Origin of the sequence: Allobosea sp. MMO-172, assembly GCF_037147855.1 — a bacterium.
GTDB lineage: Bacteria > Pseudomonadota > Alphaproteobacteria > Rhizobiales > Beijerinckiaceae > Allobosea.
This window is the reverse complement of the sequence record NZ_JBBCUM010000001.1, coordinates 435,134-452,203: the sequence shown is the minus strand read 5'-3', so window position 1 is coordinate 452,203 and position 17,070 is coordinate 435,134. Positions and strand designations below refer to the sequence as shown.

The following is a 17,070-nucleotide window of genomic DNA, read 5'->3' as shown; positions in this document are numbered from 1 at the left end:
CAGGAGTTCACCATGCTGCCCTATGTCATCCGCCGTCTGCTGCAGGCCATTCCGATCCTGCTTGCCGTCGCGGGGCTCATCTTCGTGATGTTCAGCGTCATTCCCGGCGATTTCGCCTCGACCCAGATGGCGGATGGCCGTTCGGTCGTCGATGCCGAGCAGGTCGCGCGCATGAACAAGCAGTTCGGCCTCGACGATCCCGTCCATGTGCGCTTCGCGAACTATGCGATGAAGCTTGCGACGTTCGATCTCGGCACCTCGTTCCGCACCCGTCAGCCGGTGATCAACTCCCTGCTGGAGCGCATCTGGCCCAGTCTCCAGCTTGCCGTTGCCGCAATGGCCTTCGCCATCGTCCTGGGGGTTCCGCTTGGTTTCCTGGCGGCGTTGAAACCGGGTGGCTGGCTCGACATGCAGTCGATGTTCGTCGCTGTGTCCGGCTTGTCCCTGCCGCAGTTCTGGCTCGGGCTGATGCTGATGTACGCTTTCGCGCTCACGCTCGGCTGGTTCCCGAGCTTCGGCTATGGCGACGGCAATCCACGTTACATCGTGCTGCCGGCGGTCGCGCTTGGCGTGGCGCCGCTGGCGCTGCTCGCCCGTACGACGCGGGCCGCCGTGCTCGAGGTCATGAATGCCGATTTCGTCCGCACCGCCCGCGCCAAGGGCAACAGCGAGGTCCGGGTGATGCGCTGGCATGTGGCGCGCAACGCCATGGTCATCGTGCTGACGACGCTCGGCCTGCAGTTCGGCTCGATCATGGGCGGCGCGGTGGTGATCGAGAAGCTCTTCGCCTGGCCGGGCATCGGTTCGCTCCTGGTCGACAGTGTGTCGCTGCGCGACATCCCTGTCGTCCAGGCCTGCATCCTGCTGCTCGTGCTCTTCTTTCTCGTCGTGAACATCATCGTGGACGTGCTCTGCGCTCTGATCGATCCGCGCATCAAATATACCTAGGGGCGGGGCATGAAATTCCGGGCTAATCTGTGGATTGGCGGCGTGCTTTTCGCCGCCGTCGTGATCGGCGGGACGCTGGCGCCCTGGTTGGCGCATACCGACCCCGTCATGGACGCCAACCTGATGAATGCCGAGGTTCCGCCCGGCTCCGAATTCTGGTTCGGCACCGATGCGCAGGGCCGCGACATCTACAGCCGCGTGCTCTACGGCGCGCGCATCTCGCTGACGGTCGGCATCGTCTCGCAGTTGATCAACACGGTGATCGGCGTGGCGCTGGGTATGTCGGCGGGTTACTTCGGCGGCTGGTGGGACGATTTCGTCAACGGCCTGACCAATCTCATGCTGTCGATCCCCTCGCTGATCTTCGCACTCGCGATCATGGCGATCCTCCAGCCGGGCCTGACCAGCCTGCTGATCGCGCTCGGCCTGACCAACTGGTCCTATACCTGCCGGCTGTCGCGGGCGGCGACGCTGTCGATCAAGCAGCAGGGCTATGTCGAGGCGGCGCGCTCTTTCGGCTCCAGCAATCTGCGCATCATGCTGCTGCAGATCCTGCCGAACATCGCCGGCCCGATCATCGTCATCGGCACGCTCGGCATGGGCGGCGCCGTGCTGGCGGAGGCGGCGCTCTCCTTCCTGGGGCTCGGCATCCGCCCGCCCTTCCCGAGCTGGGGCTCGATGCTCTCCGATGCGCGCGACCAGATCACCACGGCGCCCTGGATCTCCGTTTTTCCGGGTCTCGCCATCTTCATGACCGTGCTCGGCCTCAACCTGCTCGGTGACGGCCTGCGCGATATCCTCGATCCCCACTCGCAGCTACGCAAAGCCTGATACCAGAGCCTATGACCACGCCAGACCTGATCGACCCGCCGCTTGAGACCATTCGCTTCCACGGACTGAAGGCGGGGCCGAAGCTCCTCGTCTTCGGTGCCGTCCACGGCAACGAGACGTGCGGGCCGAACGCCATTGCCCGCGTGATCGAGGATTGCCGGGCCGGCCGTGTTTCGGTCCAGCGCGGCGAGGTCACCTTCCTGCCGGTCGCCAATCCCAAGGCTTACCGGCAGAACACCCGCGAGGGCGACCGCAACCTCAACCGCGACCTGCGCGAGCGGCCGCAGCCTGTCGATAACGAGGACAGGCTCGGCAACCGCCTTTCCGCCATCCTGCGCCAGCACGACATGCTGCTCGACGTCCATTCCTTCACCGGGGAGGGCGTGCCCTTCGTCTTCTTCGGGCCGGACGACAATCGCGGCACGCTCGAACCCTTCCGCCACGGCGCGGCGGAAGCCGCCTTCGCCGCCAGCCTCGGCGTCGACCTGATGATCCATGGCTGGCTCGATATCTATGTGCGCCTGATCGCGGCGCGCGAGCGTCTGAACCTGCCGCGGCTCGCCGTCACCGAAGGCTTCGGCACGACGGAGTTCATGCGCTTCGCCGGCGGCTATGGCGTGACGCTGGAATGCGGCCGTCACGAGGACCCGGCTTCCGTCGATGTCGGCTACAAGGCGATCCGCAACGTGCTCGCCCATCTCGGCCTGACCGACGAGGCCCTGCCGGCCGCGGAGAAGCGCGTCGTCGTCCATATGGACGATCTCGTCATCTGCGAGGCTGAGGGCGACCGCGTCGAGGGCAATTGGAAGACCGGCGACCGCGTCGCCAGGGGCACGCCGATCGCCCGCCGCGCCGACGGCACGGTGGTGGCGATGCCGCGCGACGGCTTCATCATCTTCCCCAATCCCAAGGCCAAGCCCGGCGAGGGCATCTGCTATCTCGGGACGGAGAGCACCCGCCGGTACTGAGGGCGGCTACTGCACGATGCCGCGCTTGGTCCCGAAACCCGGGATGTTGCAGCCGCAGCCCGCCCCGAAGGGCAGCGGCGGCGTCGGGCAATCGCCACGGCCGGTGACGCAGATATTGCCGTAGCGCGGCTGCCGGTAATACGGGCGTTCATAGCCATAGTCGCGGCGGTAATAGCGCGGCGGGGACGGACGATCATCGTCGTCGTCATCTTCATAGGATGGCGCGCCGCGATAGGGGCCGCCGTAATACTGGGCCTGAGCCGGCAGGGCGCTGAGCAGGACGGCGCAGGCGAGAGCCGAAACCGTGAGCTGGCGGCGCAGCATGGTCGTTCCTTTCGAGATCGGCGCTGGCAAGCGGGCCGGCTGGGATTCGCCGTCTCCTAGCGGACTCATGATGAATGGATGCTGAGGCCGTCTTGAGGCGCGGCAATGACAAGGGGGCCGCGAGGCCGGACGCTACCCGCCGCTCTTGTCCGGCTTACTGACGCGGCTGAGGTCGATCTGCTTCTGCAGGCCGAGCATGACGCTGAACGAGGTCACCGGCGTGAGCCCGGTCTCCTTGGTCTTGCGCCAGGCGCCGGAGGCGGTGGCGGTGAAGCCCTTGCCCAATCCGCGCTGGTAGTCGATGCCGATGCCCTTCTGGTCCGAGCGGGCGTCGAGCCCGACATAGTCCTCGGTCTTGCGCCGGGCGGAGACGCTCACGGCATTGTCGTCGTCGATCCGGGCGGTCAGCTTCGCCTCATGCGCCGTCGTCAGGTTGATGACGGAGAAGGGCAGGGTGGTGTCCTCCACCGTGCGGGTCGAGCCGAGATCGAGCGTGAAGCGCTCATAAGGCACACGCAGCTTCGCGGTGTAGAGCAGGCTCTCGACCGCATCGAATTCCTTCTCCGGGAAATAGGCCCGGAACGGCGAGAGCGAACCCTCGATCGCGGCGCTGCCCAGCACCGTCGAGAAGAACAGGTTCGGTTGCAGCCGGTTATGGTCGCGCCGGAAGCCGAGATAGTCGACGCCCTCGATATAATGGACGCGCGAGGCGCTGAAGGAGAGCCCGATCTCGGTCTCGCCCGAGCGCCAGGCCGCGCCCGTCGTCAGCCCGAGCGTGCCGAAATTCTCGTCGCGCGGCAGGAAATCGCCGAGATTGAAGACGTTGCGCTCGTTCAGCGCGCTGATGCGCGCCTCCCCGCTGGCGAAGAGGCGGAACGGGCCGATGCCATGATCGAGGCGCTCGCGCCAGGTCAGGCTGCTCTTCCGGCGCGACCAGCTCTGCTCCCCGCTCGCCGTGACCGAGGATTGCAGCACGGTTGAATCGCCGAGGCTGATGGCGTGCTTGAGCGCCAGCGAATGGGCGCGGGCCGAGGCGAGCGTGCGCGGATCGTAATGCGTCTCGACCAGAGACAGGTTGAGGCCGTAGCCGTCCTGCAACGTGCCGTGAAGATAATCCCAGGTTGCAAAGCTTGTGACGGCCGGCGTGCCGTTCGCGCCCTGAATGCCCGCCGGATTGCTGTCGAAGCCGCCCCGAAGCCCGATGACGGCGACCGAACTCTCCTTTTCCTCGGGGGCTTTCTCTGTCGCGAAAGCCAGGGGAGCATGAAGGGTGATGATCAACAGGGTGATGATGCGTGCCGATATCGCCATGGTCCCACCAATGCTTGTGAGATCATGGATTATCGTGGTTAATAAATTACGAATTACGCAAGAATTGGCGAGTTTAGATTAAAGTTTATATTGGGCTAAATGAGAATGAATTCGGAGTTGAATTGAAAATATACTTCAAGTTGTCGATTAACTTTACTCGGTATGGTTAATGTTTGGATAAGGTTGTTTATGTTGGTTGTTGCAACTTATACGTGTTTTATCGCTTCCGGCCCGGAGGCGAAGACAGGGAGAAGCAAGATGAAATACGCGATTATTCTCGCTACGGTTGCAGCTTTCGCCGTTTCCCCGGCCATGGCCGGCGGGCGCGGTGGCTCTCTTCTCGGCGGCATCGTCGTCCCGGTGACGACGGCGGTGTCGGGCGTCAAGATCAATGCGCTCAACAATGTCAGCGTCCTCAGCGGCAACGGCATCGCCAACGGCAACAAGGTCGGCATCGCCGCCCCGGTGAAGGCGGTCGTCAGCAAGAACGGCATCGTCGGCGGCCTGCTCGGCGGTCTCGGCCACGGCTGCGGCTGCAACTGACGACCAGCGACCGACCTCCCCATCTGCAACTTGGAACGGGGCTGGCCTTGCTGGCCCCGCTTTTTCATGACGGGCATGGCCATCGGCGCCTGATCGGTAAAATGCCGGGGATCGGGCTGACGGGTTCTTAGAGCCTCGCGCGTAGAGCCATGCGCCATGCATCTGCTGATGAGGCCCCGCAAACGCGCCGCGCAGTTGCCCGCGGATATCGAGATCGAGATCATCTCGCGTCTCTTCGCGGCTCTGCCTCAGATCCTCTGCATCGCGGCCGGGCTGATCGTCGGCTCCGCCATCATGGCCGTGCAGACCGGCGAGACGATCTTCTGGTGGCTGACCGGGGCCGGCGTCGTCACGACTGTGGCGCGGATCGCCAATATCGTCGGCTTCAAGCGGCGCGATCCCGCGCGCAAATTGACCCTGGCGGAGGCGCGACGCTGGGAAGCCGGCTACGCCTACACCGCCTTCGCCTTCACGCTCGTCATCGCCGCGTTGACCCTGGCCGCTGCCGCCGCCGACCATGCCGGCGGCTTCGTGCTCAGCCTCGGGCTCACCATGGCGCTGACGGCCGGGTCCTATCTGCGCACGCTGCGCTACTGGATCTGCGCCGTACTCTCGACCATCGCGATCGGCACGCTGGTCGTTGCCTTCCTGGCCTCCGGCGACCCGCTCTATCAGGCGCTCAGCGTGCTTCTGCTGGTCTATCTCTATTCGATCTACGAAAGCTCGGACCATATCATCGGCCAGTTCGAGGAGTTGCTGATGGTGCGGCGCGAACTCGATTTCGCCGCGAGCCATGATCCGCTGACCGGGCTGCTGAACCGCCGGGGGCTGGACCGTGTTCTCGATGAAACCGGCGAAAGCGGCGAGGCGCTCGGGCTCCTGCTGCTCGATCTCGATGGCTTCAAGCTGGTCAACGACCGCCATGGCCATCAGGCCGGCGACGATCTGCTCAAGCAGATCGCGATGCGCCTGAAGGGCGTCGTCCGGCCGGGCGACATCGTGGCGCGGCTGGGCGGCGACGAGTTCGCCTTGCTCGTGCGCGGCGTCGAGGATGCGGTCGCGCTTTCCGAGGTTGCCGACCGGGCGGTGTCGGTCGTCATGGCGCCGATCATGCTGATGGGGCAGTTCGTGACGGTCGGCGCCAGCGTCGGCGTCTCCGTCAAGCCGGAGCAGGATGCCGGCCACTGGACGGCCGAGGTGCTGACGCGCGCTGCCGACCAGGCGCTTTACGGCGCCAAGCGCGCCGGCAAGGGCCGCAGCATGGTCGCGCACTGGGACGACGTCGCCTGACATCGCCGCGAACTGCGGGTAGCTTGATCTCGGCGAGCCATTCACCTACCGTCCGGCAGGTAGCTCGCCGATGGCGCTGCGCAAAGACGGGAGAAGGCGATGTCGTCAGGCGGAAAGATTGTCGCGGAAGGCGCGCACCGCTCGCCCTACTTCACCGAGGAGCATGAGGCGCTGCGCGATCAGGTTCGCCGCTTCGTCGAGACCGAGATCAAGCCGCATGCCCTGCAATGGGAGGAGGACGGCTTCGTCCCGCGCGACGTGCTGCGCAAGATGGGCGAACTCGGCTTCTTCGGCATCCGCTACCCCGCCGAATATGGCGGCTCCGAGATGGATACGATGGCGACCGTCGTGCTGGCCGAGGAGCTGGGCCGCTCGACCTTCTCCGGCGTCGCGATCACGGCGCTGGTCCATACCGACATGGCCTCGGTCCATATCGCCAATGCCGGCAACCCGGCCCAGAAGGACAAGTACCTGCCGGGCATCATAGCTGGCGAAAAGATCGTCGCGGTCGCCGTCACCGAGCCCGATGCCGGCTCGGACGTGAAGGGCATTCGCACCACGGCGCGGCGCGAGGGCGATCACTACGTCCTCAACGGCGCCAAGATGTTCATCACCAACGGCGTCCATGCCGATCTCTATTGCGTCGCCGCCAAGACGGACCCGCAAGGACGGCCCTCGCAATCGGTCTCGATCTTCGTCGTCGAGAAGGGCACGCCCGGCTTCTCGGTTTCGCGCGCGCTCGACAAGCATGGCTGGCGCTCCTCGGACACCGCCGAACTTTCCTTCGTCGACTGCAAGGTGCCGGCCGAAAACCTGCTCGGGCAGGAAGGGCGCGGCTTCTACGCGATCATGAGCAATTTCCAGAACGAGCGCACCGTGATCGGCGCCATGGCGATGGGCGAGGCGCAGGCCGCCATCGACCTGACGCTGGACTATGTCCGGACGCGCAAGGCCTTCGGCGCGCCGCTCTGGGAGAAGCAGGCGATCCGCCAGCGTCTGGCCGAGCTTGCTGGCAAGGTCGAGGCCGGCCGCCAGCTCGTCTACCACGCCGCCTGGCTCGACGCGCAGGGCTTCGACGCAACCCGCGAGGTCTCGATGGCCAAGGCCTATTGCGGCGAGCTGGTCAACGAAGTCATGTACGACTGCCTGCAGTTCCATGGCGGCATGGGCTATATGCGCGAGAGCGCGATCGAGCGCATGACCCGCGATGCTCGCGTCCAGGCCATCGGCGGCGGCGCCACCGAGGTCATGCTCGAGGAAGTGGCGAAGCGGCTGTGATCGGAGCGTCACTCATAGAGTGTCATCCCGTGCGCGTTGCGGCGCGCAGTGCCGCGACGCAGACACGGGATCGCGTGACGAGAGGGCGCCTTTTCCGGAGGACGGTCCCGTGTCTGCGCAGCAGCGTTTCACGCTGCAGCGCGCACGGGATGACACCCTATGAGTGAAGCGCAAACGACGCGGCCAACCGCCGAAGGCGGCTCGCGCCGCCAGATCCTCGACCATGCCGCGCGGCTGCTGCGCGGCGGCGGCTACCATCAGACCACCTTGCGCGAGATCGCCGAGGCCGTCGGTATCCGCAAGGCGAGCCTCTACTACCATTTCGGTTCGAAGGAGGAGATCGTCGAGGCCGTCGTCAATGACGGCGTGCGCTTCGTCCACGAGGCGGTCGTCGCGGCGCTGGCCGCGGAGGAGGGCGCCTCGCCGCGCGTGCGGCTGGAAGCGGCGATCCGGGCGCATCTTTCGGCGCTGCACGGCCATGGCGATTACACCTCCGCGAGCATCAAGGTCTTCACCTTCGGTGCGGCGCCGGTTCCGGAGAGCGTGCGGGCCGTGCGCCGCGCCTATGAGGATGTCTGGCGGCGCCTGATCGCCGAATGGCAGGAGGTGGGCGGCATGCCGGCCGGCAATTCGCCGGATGTGCTCAGGCTCTTCCTGCTCGGCGCGCTCAACGGCTCGACCGATTGGTACCGTCCGGAGCGCCATTCGATCGACGCCCTGGCGCGCGAATTCGTCGCGCTGCTTTCGCCGCATTGAGCGGTAGTCCCGCCTCCCACGCAGGGGCGGGCGGCATCGTCATGGCTGACCGGCGCGGCGGCGGTTGCTAGCATCCGTTTGCGGGGCTGACGGTCGCCTCGCGATCTGACGAGGATTCTTCGCCTGATGCGCGCCTTCTATCACCCCGACCAAGCCCTTCACGACCCCCAGCAATATATGCGCTTCGGCAAGGTCGTGGCTCCCAAGGACCTGCCGGAGCGGACGGAGCGCCTGCTCGGTGCGCTCAGGAAGCACGGCATCACGCCGGAGAAGCCGGCGGCGCATGGCACGGACCCGGTCCTGGCGATCCATGATGCCGGCTTCGTCAAATTCCTCGAAACCGCCTGGGCACGCTGGCAGGACCTGCCGGCCGAGCGCGGGCCGGAGGTCTGGCCGAGCACCTTCCCCTATTGGAGCGGACGCCCGGACGAGGATGTCCGCCCGCCCTGCCGTCCGACCGGCTTCATCGGCCAGCTCGGCTGGTATCTCGGCGATCTCTCGGTGCCGATCGGCGAGCATTGCTGGCATTCGACGCTGCGCTCGTCCGAGACTGCCGTCTCAGCCGCGGATGCGATCCTGGCCGGCGAGCGCGCCGTCTATTCGCTCTGCCGCCCGTCCGGGCACCATGCTCGTGCCGACCGTGCCACCGGCTTCTGCTATCTCAACAACACGGCGATCGCGGCCCAGCGCCTGCGCTCGAAATTCGGCAAGGTCGCGATCCTCGACGTCGACGCCCATCACGGCGACGGCACGCAGCAAATCTTCTACCGCCGCAATGACGTGCTGACGATTTCGGTCCATGCCGATCCCACCAACTACTACCCGTTCTTCACCGGCTATGCCGACGAGCGCGGCAACGGCCCGGGCGAGGGCTTCAACCTGAACCTGCCGCTGGCGCATGGTGCGGGCGGGGCCGCGATGGAGGCTGCCGTCGCCGAGGCCGGCAAGGCGATCCGCGATTTCGGCGCCGAGGTCGTGGTGATCGCGCTCGGCTACGACGCCCACAAGGACGACCCGATCGGGGTGCTGAAGCTGGAGGCTTCGGACTTCGGCACGATCGGCCGGCAGGTGAAGGGCTTCGGCCTGCCGACGCTCGTGGTGCAGGAGGGTGGTTACGCCATCGAGGCGATCGGCGACTGCCTCGACGCCTTCCTGGGCGAGTTCAAGTAGCGCCTGTCTTCTCCGGGGCACCTGTCTTCCCGTGCGCGCTGCGGCACGTCAGTGCTGCGGCGCAGACACGGGACCGGGCAACGAGAAGGCGCCTTTTCCGGATGACGCTCTTCAGCGCTGCTCGATGTCGCTCAGATCGCCGCTTCGATCAGGAACGGCCCCTTGCGGCCGAGCGCCGCCTTGAACAGGCTGGTGAACTCCTCGGCCGTCGTGGCGCGCGCCGCTTCGACGCCCATGCCCTTGGCCATCAGCACCCAATCCAGCGCCGGCTCGTCAATGTTCAGCATCAGCGTGGCGTTGCGGCCGAAATCGTTGACGCCGACGGCGCGCATCTCGCCATGCAGGATCTGGTAGGTCCGGTTGGCGAAGACGACGGTGACGATGTCGAGGTTCTCGCGCGCCTGCGTCCACAATCCCTGCACCGTGTACATGCCGGAGCCGTCGGCCTGCATGCCGATGACCTTGCGGTCGGGGCAGGCGACGGCCGCGCCGATGGCGAGCGGGATGCCTTCGCCGATCGCGCCGCCGGTGAGCTGGATATAGTCGTGCTGCGGCGCGCTATGGCAGTCGTAGTAGAAGCTGCGACCGGACGAGACCGACTCGTCGCAGACGATGCAGTTCTCCGGCAGCAGGGCCGAGACGATGGCGCAGGCCTTGTCCGCGTCGAGCTTGCCGGTCGGCAGGCCGGGCTGCTCCTTGCGCGCCGGGGCGATGTAGAGCGGGGCGGTCTTGGTCGCGCCCATCTCCTCGGCGAGGGCGGTGATCGAAGCCGGCAGGTCGTCGCCGGGGATCGACAGCGTCGCGACCTGGCAGCCATCATGGATCAGGCGGCCGGGCTTGCCGGGATAGGCGAAGAAGCCGACCGGAACCTGCGCGCCGACGAGCACGAGGTAATCGACGTCCTTGAGCTGCTCGAGCGCCTTGTCGATCGGGTAGAACACCTTGGGCATGGCGACGCGGCCGGCGCCGCGCTGGATGCGCCCGTTCGACATCTGGCTGAAGATCTGGGCGCCGGTCGCCGCGCAGATACGGGCGGCCATCTCCATCGGCTTCTCGCGGAGCGCGAGGCCGGTCAGCATGATCGCGGCGCGGGCGCCGTGCTTACGCAGGCCGGCCGCGACCTCGCGAATGGTCGCGCCGTCGACGCTCTTCAGCGCCGGCAGTTCCGTCGGCTTCAGCGTGGCGGGTTCGACGCTGCCCCAGGCGCAGTCGGCCGGCAGGATCACGGTGGTGACGCCGGGCAGCGTCAGCGAGGCGACATAGGCTTCCCCGATCGCCGGGCCGACATCCTCCGGCGTCGCGATGCGGCGGACGAAATGCGACATCGGCTCGGCCAGGCTCTCGATATCGCTGGTCAGCGGCGCGTCATGCTGGAGATGGTAGGTCGCATGGTCGCCGACGACGTTGATCATCGGCGTGCGGGCGCGCCGCGCGTTGTGCATGTTGGCAAGCGCATTCGCCATGCCGGGGCCGCAATGCAGCAGCGTCGCCGCCGGCTTGTCGGCCATGCGGGCATAGCCGTCGGCCGCACCGGTCACCACGCCCTCGAACAGGCCGAGCACGCAGCGCATCTCCGGCTTGCGGTCGAGCGCCGCGACGAAATGCATCTCGGACGTGCCGGGATTGGCGAAGCAGGTATCGACGCCGTTGATCAGAAGCGTGTCGCACAGGCGGTCGGCGCCGTTCATCGGGAAACCTCGACTCAAAGAAATAAGGGCGTCTACGCGCCGGCGGGCGGAAGAGGAGGAAATTCCCTCTGCCCTGTCAAACGAGAGAATGTCATGACTTTCCCAAGCGGCGCTGATCGGCCGCTTGACGTGTTTGCATATGCAATTAGGCTTGTCTGGAACGAAGGTTGCATCGCAGCACGAAGGGCGTTTAGGCGTCTGGGTGAGGCGTCAGCCTAAAAACAGGGGAAGGGTTTCAACCATGGCAGTTTTCAAGCGCGTCGGCGCGGCCCTCGGCTTCGGCCTCGTAGCGTGTCTCGCAGCGGGGGGCGCCCAGGCGCAGACCAAGGTCAATATCGGCATTTCCGGCTGGACCGGCTTCGCGCCGCTGGTGCTCGCCAAGGAGGCCGGCATCTTCGCCAAGAACGGCCTCGATGTGACCATCAAGAAAATCCCGCAGAAGGATCGCCACCTCGCCATCGCCTCGGGCGACATCCAGTGCGCCGCGACCACCGTCGAGACCTGGATCGTCTGGGACGCGGCCGGCATCAAGACGAAGCAGATCTTCCAGCTCGACAAGAGCTACGGCGCCGACGGCATGGCCGTGCGCAAGGATGTCGCCGCGATCAAGGACCTCAAGGGCAAGACTGTCGCGGCTTCCGCGCCCGGAACCTCGCCCTATTTCGCGCTGGCCTGGATGCTCAAGGAGAACGGCCTCTCGGTGAAGGACGTCAAGGTCGTCAACATGGAGCCCGGCCCGGCCGCGCAGGCTTTCATCGCTGGCCAGAACGACGCCGCCATGACCTATGAGCCCTATCTCTCCTCCGTCCGCGACAAGCCCGATGCCGGCAAGATCATCGCCACGACCCTCGACTATCCGATGGTGATGGACACCTTCGGCTGCACCCCGGCCTTCCTCGTCAACGACAAGGCCGCGGCAGCGCTGACCCAGAGCTATTTCGAGGCGCTGGAGATGATCAAGAAGGACCAGGCCAAGGCCTATGAGATCATGGGCGCCGACGTGAAGCAGACCGGCGAGCAGTTCGGCAAGTCGGCGGCATTCCTGCGCTGGTCGGATGCCGAGGGCAACAAGGCGTTCTTCGCCGGCGACTGGCAGGCCTTTTCGGCCAAGGCTGCCGACCTGTTGCTCGAGATCGGCCTGATCAAGGCCAAGCCCGATCTCGCCACGCTGGTCGACACGAAATTCGTCGCCGGCAAGTGAACGCTGGCAAGTAACAGCCGCTGCGTGATCGGCGACATCCTCCCGGATGTTCTGGAGCCCGGCCTGCGCGTCGTCTTCTGCGGCACGCAGGCTGGCGCTGCCTCGGCCCGGCGCGGCGCCTACTATGCCGGGCCGGGCAACAAGTTCTGGCCGGTGCTTCATGAGATCGGGCTCGTCCCGGTGAGGCTCCAGCCGGAGGAGTTCCGGACCCTGCTGCGCTATCGCATCGGCCTGACCGATGTCGCCAAGCGCACATCAGGACCGGATTCCGCGCTGCGCGGCGGCCATTTCGACGTGGCCGGCTTCACGGCGCGGATCGCTGCGAACCGGCCCCGCATCCTTGCCTTCAACGGCAAGCGTGCGGCCCAGGCCGCCCTCGGGATCAATGAGGGGCGGCTTGCCTACGGGCCGCAGGCGCAGGGACTGGCCGATGCCGACATCTACGTCCTCCCCTCGACCTCCGGCGCCGCAGCCGGCTTCTGGTCGATCGAACCCTGGAAGCAACTGGCCATGGCCGTGACCGGAACGACAACGCGATGAGACCTTTGCAACCCGTCTCGGCCTCGGCCCGCATCGGCTATGGCCTGGCCTTCTTCGCGCTCTTCGTCGCGCTCTGGTCGGTCGCGACCTTCGGCGGCTATGTCCAGCGCCTCTTCCTGGCCGATCCGCTGACCATGGTCGGCGAGGGCTACAACCTGATGGTGCGCTACGGCTTCAGCTTCGACATCATGATGACGATCTGGCGCGTCGTCGGCGGCTTCATCCTCGCCGTCATCGTCGCCCTGCCGATCGGCATCCTGATGGGCGCCTACAAGCCGATCGAGGCGTTCCTGGAGCCTTTCGTCTCCTTCGCGCGCTATCTGCCGGCCTCTGCCTTCATTCCGCTGCTGATCCTCTGGGCCGGCATCGGCGAGACGCAGAAGCTGCTTGTCATCTTCATCGGCTCGGTCTTCCAGCTCATCCTGATGATCGCGGTCTCGGTCGGCTCGATCCGGCGCGACCTCGTCGATGCCGCCTATACGCTGGGTGCAACCGACAGCTCCGTCGTGCGCCGCGTGATGCTGCCGAATGCGGCGCCCGAGATCGCCGAGATCTTCCGCCTCGTCCTCGGCTGGGCCTGGACCTATGTCATCGTCGCCGAGCTGATCGGCTCGTCCTCCGGCATCGGCCATATGATCACCGACAGCCAGGCGCTGCTGAACACGGGACAGATCATCTTCGGCATCATCGTGATCGGCCTGATCGGCCTGGTCTCCGATTTCCTCTTCAAGGCGGTCAACCAGCGCCTGTTTCCATGGGCGCGCACATGAGCAAGCTTCTCGTCGAGAATGTCGGCAAGGTCTTTCCGGCGCAGCGCGGCGGTGAGCCGACCCGCGCCCTGATGCCGACCTCGCTCACTGTCGCCGACAATGACTTCATCACGATCCTCGGCCCCTCCGGCTGCGGCAAGTCGACCTTGCTGCGCATCATCGGCGGGCTGGAGACCGCGAGCGAAGGCCGCGTCCTGTTGGATGGCGCAACCGTCGCGGGGCCGGGTGCCGATCGTGGCTTCGTCTTCCAGAGCTACACGCTCTTCCCCTGGCTGACGGTGCAGCAGAACATCGCCTTTGGCCTGCGCGAGAAAGGTATGCCGGAGGCCGAGCGCATGAAGATCGCCCGCGACTGGGCGGTGCGCGTCGGGCTGGGCAGCTTCACCAGCCATTTCCCGAAGCAGCTTTCGGGCGGCATGCAGCAGCGCACGGCCATTGCCCGCGCGCTCGCCAACGACCCCAAGATCCTGCTGCTCGACGAGCCCTTCGGCGCGCTCGACAATCAGACCCGGGCGCTGATGCAGGAAATGCTGCTCGGCATCTGGGAGCGCGAGCAGAAGACCGTGCTCTTCGTCACCCACGATATCGAGGAGGCGATCTTCGTCGGCTCCCGCGTCGTTGTGATGAGCGCGCGCCCGGGCCGGATCAAGGCGGACATCCCGGTCGATCTGCCTCATCCGCGGCCCTACACCATCAAGACGACGCCGGAATTCGTCGCCCTGAAGGAGCGGCTGGTCGAGGAGATCCGCGCCGAGGTCATCGCGGCGGATCACTAGCCGGCCGCCAGCCATGCTTCCCTAGCGGAACCGAACCGCATCGCCTGCGTTGTCATGTCGCAGGCGTGTGGCTGCCTTGCGCTGAGGGGCCGTTACGACGGCGCATCGCGTTGCCATCTTCAGCGAAAGGGGCGCTGCCGAAGGTGGGGCCAATGCATTCGCTGATTGCCAGGATGTTGTCTCGGCTCGCGATCGAGCCACGTATCGATGTCGTGTTTCCCGATGGTACCCTGCAATCCGTCGGGCAGGGTGCCGCGCCGCGACTGCGCATGCGCATCGTGGATTCGCCGACCGAACTGAAACTCGCGCTCAATCCCGAACTCGCCCTGGGCGAGGCCGTGATGGACGGGCGCGTCGTGGTCGAGCAGGGCTCGCTCTACGACCTGCTCGACGCGCTGGTCGCCGCCGTGCACCGCGCCCGCCCCAAGGGCTGGGGCAAGGTGCTGGAAGGCTTGCGCACGGCTGTGCGGCGCTTCCACCAGCACAATACGCCGGCGCTCGCCCGGCGCAATGTCGCGCATCACTATGATCTGAAGAGCGATTTCTTCCGGCTCTTCCTCGATCCGGATATGCAGTATTCCTGCGCGTATTTCGCCGAGCCCGGCATGAGCCTGGCGCAGGCGCAAATCGCCAAGAAGCGCCACATCATGGGCAAGCTCGATCTGCGGCCGGGCCAGCGCGTGCTCGATATCGGCTGCGGCTGGGGCGGCATGGCGCTCTCGATCGCCGGCGAGACCGGCGCCTCGGTCACCGGCATCACGCTGTCCGAGGAGCAGCTTGCCATCGCCCAGCGGCGCGGTGTCGATTCCGGCCTGCCGGTCGAATTCCGGCTGCAGGATTATCGGCACCTGAACGAACCGTTCGACCGCATCGTCTCGGTCGGCATGTTCGAGCATGTCGGTGTCGGCTACTACCGCGACTATTTCCGCAAGATCCGGGAGTTGCTCAGCGATGACGGCGTGGCGCTGGTCCATACCATCGGCCGCTCGTCACCGCCCGGTGCGACCAATCCCTTCATCGCCAAATACATCTTCCCCGGCGGCTATATCCCCGCCATGTCGGAGGTGGCGGCGGCGGTCGAGCAGGAGGGGCTCGTCATCACCGATGTCGAGGTGCTCCGTCTGCACTATGCCGAGACGCTGAAGATCTGGCGCGAGAACTTTCTCGCCCGCCGCGACGAGGCGGTGGCGATGTATGACGAGCGCTTCGCCCGGATGTGGGAGTTCTACCTCGCGGCCTGCGAGGCGAGCTTCCGGCATGACGACCTCGTCGTCTTCCAGTTCCAGCTCGCCAAAAAGCTCGACGGCCTGCCGATCACGCGCGGCTATATCGCGGAGCGTGAGGGGGAGCTTGGGCGGAAGGCGGCTTAGACAAGCTCCGCACTTGTCATTCCAGGACGCGCCACAGGCGCGAACCCGGAACCCACGACTGGGCGGAACATCAGGTGTTCGGCTGCGAGTGGCTCGCCGGTCGTGGGTTCCGGGTTCTTCGCTGCGCGAAGCCCCGGAATGACAAAAGGTGATTCGAGTCGGCCTAGGCTGGCTCCGGCCCGACATAGCGGGCGCGAGGCCGGATCAGGCGTCCGGTCTCGCCCTGTTCCAGCGCATGCGCGATCCAGCCGGCGCAGCGCGCGGCTGCGAACAACTGGAACGGGACATCCGGCCGGAGCCCGAGTTCGCTCGCGATCGCCGTCAGCACGAAATCGATATTCGGCTCCTCGCCGGTCAGCGCCGTGACGGCCCGGCGCGTCTCCTCATAGGCCGGCGGGAGCGTGAACGCCGCGAGCAGCGCGCGGGCCCGCGCATCGCCATCCGGATAGAGCGGATGGCCGAAGCCGGGCAGGGGCATGCCGGTCGCAAGCCGCGCCGAAACCGCCATCTCCACGCCCTCGCTCGCGATCTCGCGCATCAGGCCGAGCACGCGTGGCGTCATCCCGCCATGCAGCGGCCCCGACAGTGTCGCCAGCCCGGCGAGGATGCTGGCGGCGAGCGAGGCGCGCGTCGAGGCGGCGACCCGGACCGCGAAGGTCGAGGCGTTCAGCTCGTGGTCGGCGAGCAGCACCAGCGCGCGGCGGATCAGGTCGGCGCCGCGTTCGTCGCAACCCCAGGCCTGCGCCAGCCGGTGATGGATCGGCCCCTGTCCCGGCCGCCCGGCGATGGCATCGACCAGCGAATCGATGACGGAGGCGGCTTCCAGATAAAGCGCCTTCTTGGTGCGCCCGGCCATGGCGGGATCGCTGGCGGCGCGCGCGGCGATCACCGCGAACATTCGCTGCCGGGCCGGCGCCTCCGGCACGATCGTGAATAGCGGCGGGAAGCGCTGCGAGCCGCAATCCCAGAGCAGCCGCGCGACATCCTCAAGCTTTGCCGTCTCGGCCAGCTTTTCGGCATCCTGCCCGCGATACCAGAGCTTGCCGCGCTGGATCGTGGCGATGCCCGAGGCCAGGATCGGCTCGCCGAAGGCGATCGCATCCTCGGCGATCGCAGCGGGTTTCCGCCCACGCGCCTTGCGATGCTCCAGCCGCGCCACATCCTCGGCCCGGTAGAGCCGCCGGCGCGAGTCGCCGGCATCGCCGCGCGCCTCGATCAGCCCTCGGCTGACATAGGCGTAGAGCGTCTGCGGCTTCAGCCCGAGCCGCTGCATTACCTGTTGCGCCGTCAGCCAGTCGGTCATGGG

17 protein-coding genes are annotated in these 17,070 nt (G+C 66.4%); 13 read left to right on the top strand and 4 right to left on the bottom strand.

What is annotated here, in order from left to right; all coding sequences use genetic code 11:
• The first annotated feature begins 12 nt into the window (after window positions 1-12).
• From WFK61_RS02110 to WFK61_RS02100, 3 genes are read left to right on the top strand one after another with little or no spacing between them, the layout of a single operon-like run.
• Window positions 13-948, top strand: coding sequence for an ABC transporter permease (locus tag WFK61_RS02110; protein WP_336809877.1), 936 nt, complete (start codon window positions 13-15; stop codon window positions 946-948).
• A gap of 9 nt (window positions 949-957) precedes the next feature.
• Window positions 958-1,779 carry an ABC transporter permease gene (locus WFK61_RS02105; RefSeq protein ID WP_336809876.1) on the top strand — a complete coding sequence of 274 codons (822 nt, stop codon included), beginning with the start codon at window positions 958-960 and terminating at the stop codon, window positions 1,777-1,779.
• 11 nt (window positions 1,780-1,790) lie between these two features.
• A complete protein-coding gene (locus tag WFK61_RS02100; protein ID WP_336809875.1) occupies window positions 1,791-2,747 on the top strand; it encodes a succinylglutamate desuccinylase/aspartoacylase family protein in 957 nt (318 codons plus the stop codon).
• 6 nt (window positions 2,748-2,753) lie between these two features.
• Here WFK61_RS02100 and WFK61_RS02095 read toward each other — a convergent pair whose 3' ends face one another.
• Together WFK61_RS02095 and WFK61_RS02090 are read right to left on the bottom strand one after the other, a co-directional pair.
• The gene (locus WFK61_RS02095) at window positions 2,754-3,071 is read right to left on the bottom strand and encodes a hypothetical protein (protein ID WP_336809874.1); all 318 of its coding nucleotides are present in this window, start codon (window positions 3,069-3,071) and stop codon (window positions 2,754-2,756) included.
• Between the two features lie 132 nt (window positions 3,072-3,203).
• A complete protein-coding gene (locus WFK61_RS02090) occupies window positions 3,204-4,382 on the bottom strand; it encodes a hypothetical protein (RefSeq protein ID WP_336809873.1) in 1,179 nt (392 codons plus the stop codon).
• 258 nt (window positions 4,383-4,640) lie between these two features.
• On the opposite strand from WFK61_RS02090, the gene WFK61_RS02085 reads away from it, so the two are divergent.
• From WFK61_RS02085 to WFK61_RS02065, 5 genes are all read left to right on the top strand, one after another.
• Window positions 4,641-4,925, top strand: a complete 285-nt coding sequence (locus tag WFK61_RS02085) for a hypothetical protein (protein WP_336809872.1) — start codon at window positions 4,641-4,643, stop codon at window positions 4,923-4,925.
• Between the two features lie 156 nt (window positions 4,926-5,081).
• A complete protein-coding gene (locus WFK61_RS02080) occupies window positions 5,082-6,215 on the top strand; it encodes a diguanylate cyclase domain-containing protein (protein WP_336809871.1) in 1,134 nt (377 codons plus the stop codon).
• A 99-nt stretch (window positions 6,216-6,314) separates the two neighbouring features.
• The gene (locus tag WFK61_RS02075) at window positions 6,315-7,493 is read left to right on the top strand and encodes an acyl-CoA dehydrogenase family protein (protein WP_336809870.1); all 1,179 of its coding nucleotides are present in this window, start codon (window positions 6,315-6,317) and stop codon (window positions 7,491-7,493) included.
• 159 nt (window positions 7,494-7,652) lie between these two features.
• Window positions 7,653-8,249 (top strand): TetR/AcrR family transcriptional regulator, encoded by a 597-nt coding sequence (locus tag WFK61_RS02070; protein WP_336809869.1) that lies wholly within the window; start codon window positions 7,653-7,655, stop codon window positions 8,247-8,249.
• A 126-nt stretch (window positions 8,250-8,375) separates the two neighbouring features.
• Window positions 8,376-9,419 carry a histone deacetylase family protein gene (locus WFK61_RS02065; RefSeq protein WP_336809868.1) on the top strand — a complete coding sequence of 348 codons (1,044 nt, stop codon included), beginning with the start codon at window positions 8,376-8,378 and terminating at the stop codon, window positions 9,417-9,419.
• Between the two features lie 131 nt (window positions 9,420-9,550).
• Here the strand turns inward: WFK61_RS02065 and WFK61_RS02060 are convergent, their stop codons facing one another.
• Window positions 9,551-11,107 carry an acetolactate synthase large subunit gene (locus WFK61_RS02060; protein ID WP_336809867.1) on the bottom strand — a complete coding sequence of 519 codons (1,557 nt, stop codon included), beginning with the start codon at window positions 11,105-11,107 and terminating at the stop codon, window positions 9,551-9,553.
• Window positions 11,108-11,348: 241 nt separating this feature from the next.
• On the opposite strand from WFK61_RS02060, the gene WFK61_RS02055 reads away from it, so the two are divergent.
• The 5 genes from WFK61_RS02055 (at window position 11,349) to WFK61_RS02035 (ending at window position 15,764) form a co-directional block, all read left to right on the top strand.
• Window positions 11,349-12,308 carry an ABC transporter substrate-binding protein gene (locus WFK61_RS02055; protein WP_336809866.1) on the top strand — a complete coding sequence of 320 codons (960 nt, stop codon included), beginning with the start codon at window positions 11,349-11,351 and terminating at the stop codon, window positions 12,306-12,308.
• Window positions 12,309-12,332: 24 nt separating this feature from the next.
• Window positions 12,333-12,848 (top strand): mismatch-specific DNA-glycosylase, encoded by a 516-nt coding sequence (locus tag WFK61_RS02050; protein WP_336809865.1) that lies wholly within the window; start codon window positions 12,333-12,335, stop codon window positions 12,846-12,848.
• On the top strand, window positions 12,845-13,618 hold the full coding sequence (locus WFK61_RS02045) for an ABC transporter permease (RefSeq protein WP_336809864.1): 774 nt from the start codon (window positions 12,845-12,847) through the stop codon (window positions 13,616-13,618). Before WFK61_RS02050 ends, WFK61_RS02045 begins: the two co-directional genes overlap by 4 nt.
• Complete coding sequence (locus WFK61_RS02040; protein ID WP_336809863.1) at window positions 13,615-14,394, top strand: ABC transporter ATP-binding protein; 780 nt, start codon at window positions 13,615-13,617, stop codon at window positions 14,392-14,394. Before WFK61_RS02045 ends, WFK61_RS02040 begins: the two co-directional genes overlap by 4 nt.
• A gap of 173 nt (window positions 14,395-14,567) precedes the next feature.
• Window positions 14,568-15,764: a cyclopropane-fatty-acyl-phospholipid synthase family protein gene (locus WFK61_RS02035; protein ID WP_336809862.1), complete on the top strand. Its 1,197-nt coding sequence runs from the start codon at window positions 14,568-14,570 to the stop codon at window positions 15,762-15,764.
• A gap of 163 nt (window positions 15,765-15,927) precedes the next feature.
• On the opposite strand, the gene WFK61_RS02030 is transcribed toward WFK61_RS02035, so the two are convergent.
• Window positions 15,928-17,067 carry a citrate synthase family protein gene (locus tag WFK61_RS02030; RefSeq protein ID WP_336809861.1) on the bottom strand — a complete coding sequence of 380 codons (1,140 nt, stop codon included), beginning with the start codon at window positions 17,065-17,067 and terminating at the stop codon, window positions 15,928-15,930.
• Window positions 17,068-17,070 lie beyond the last annotated feature (3 nt).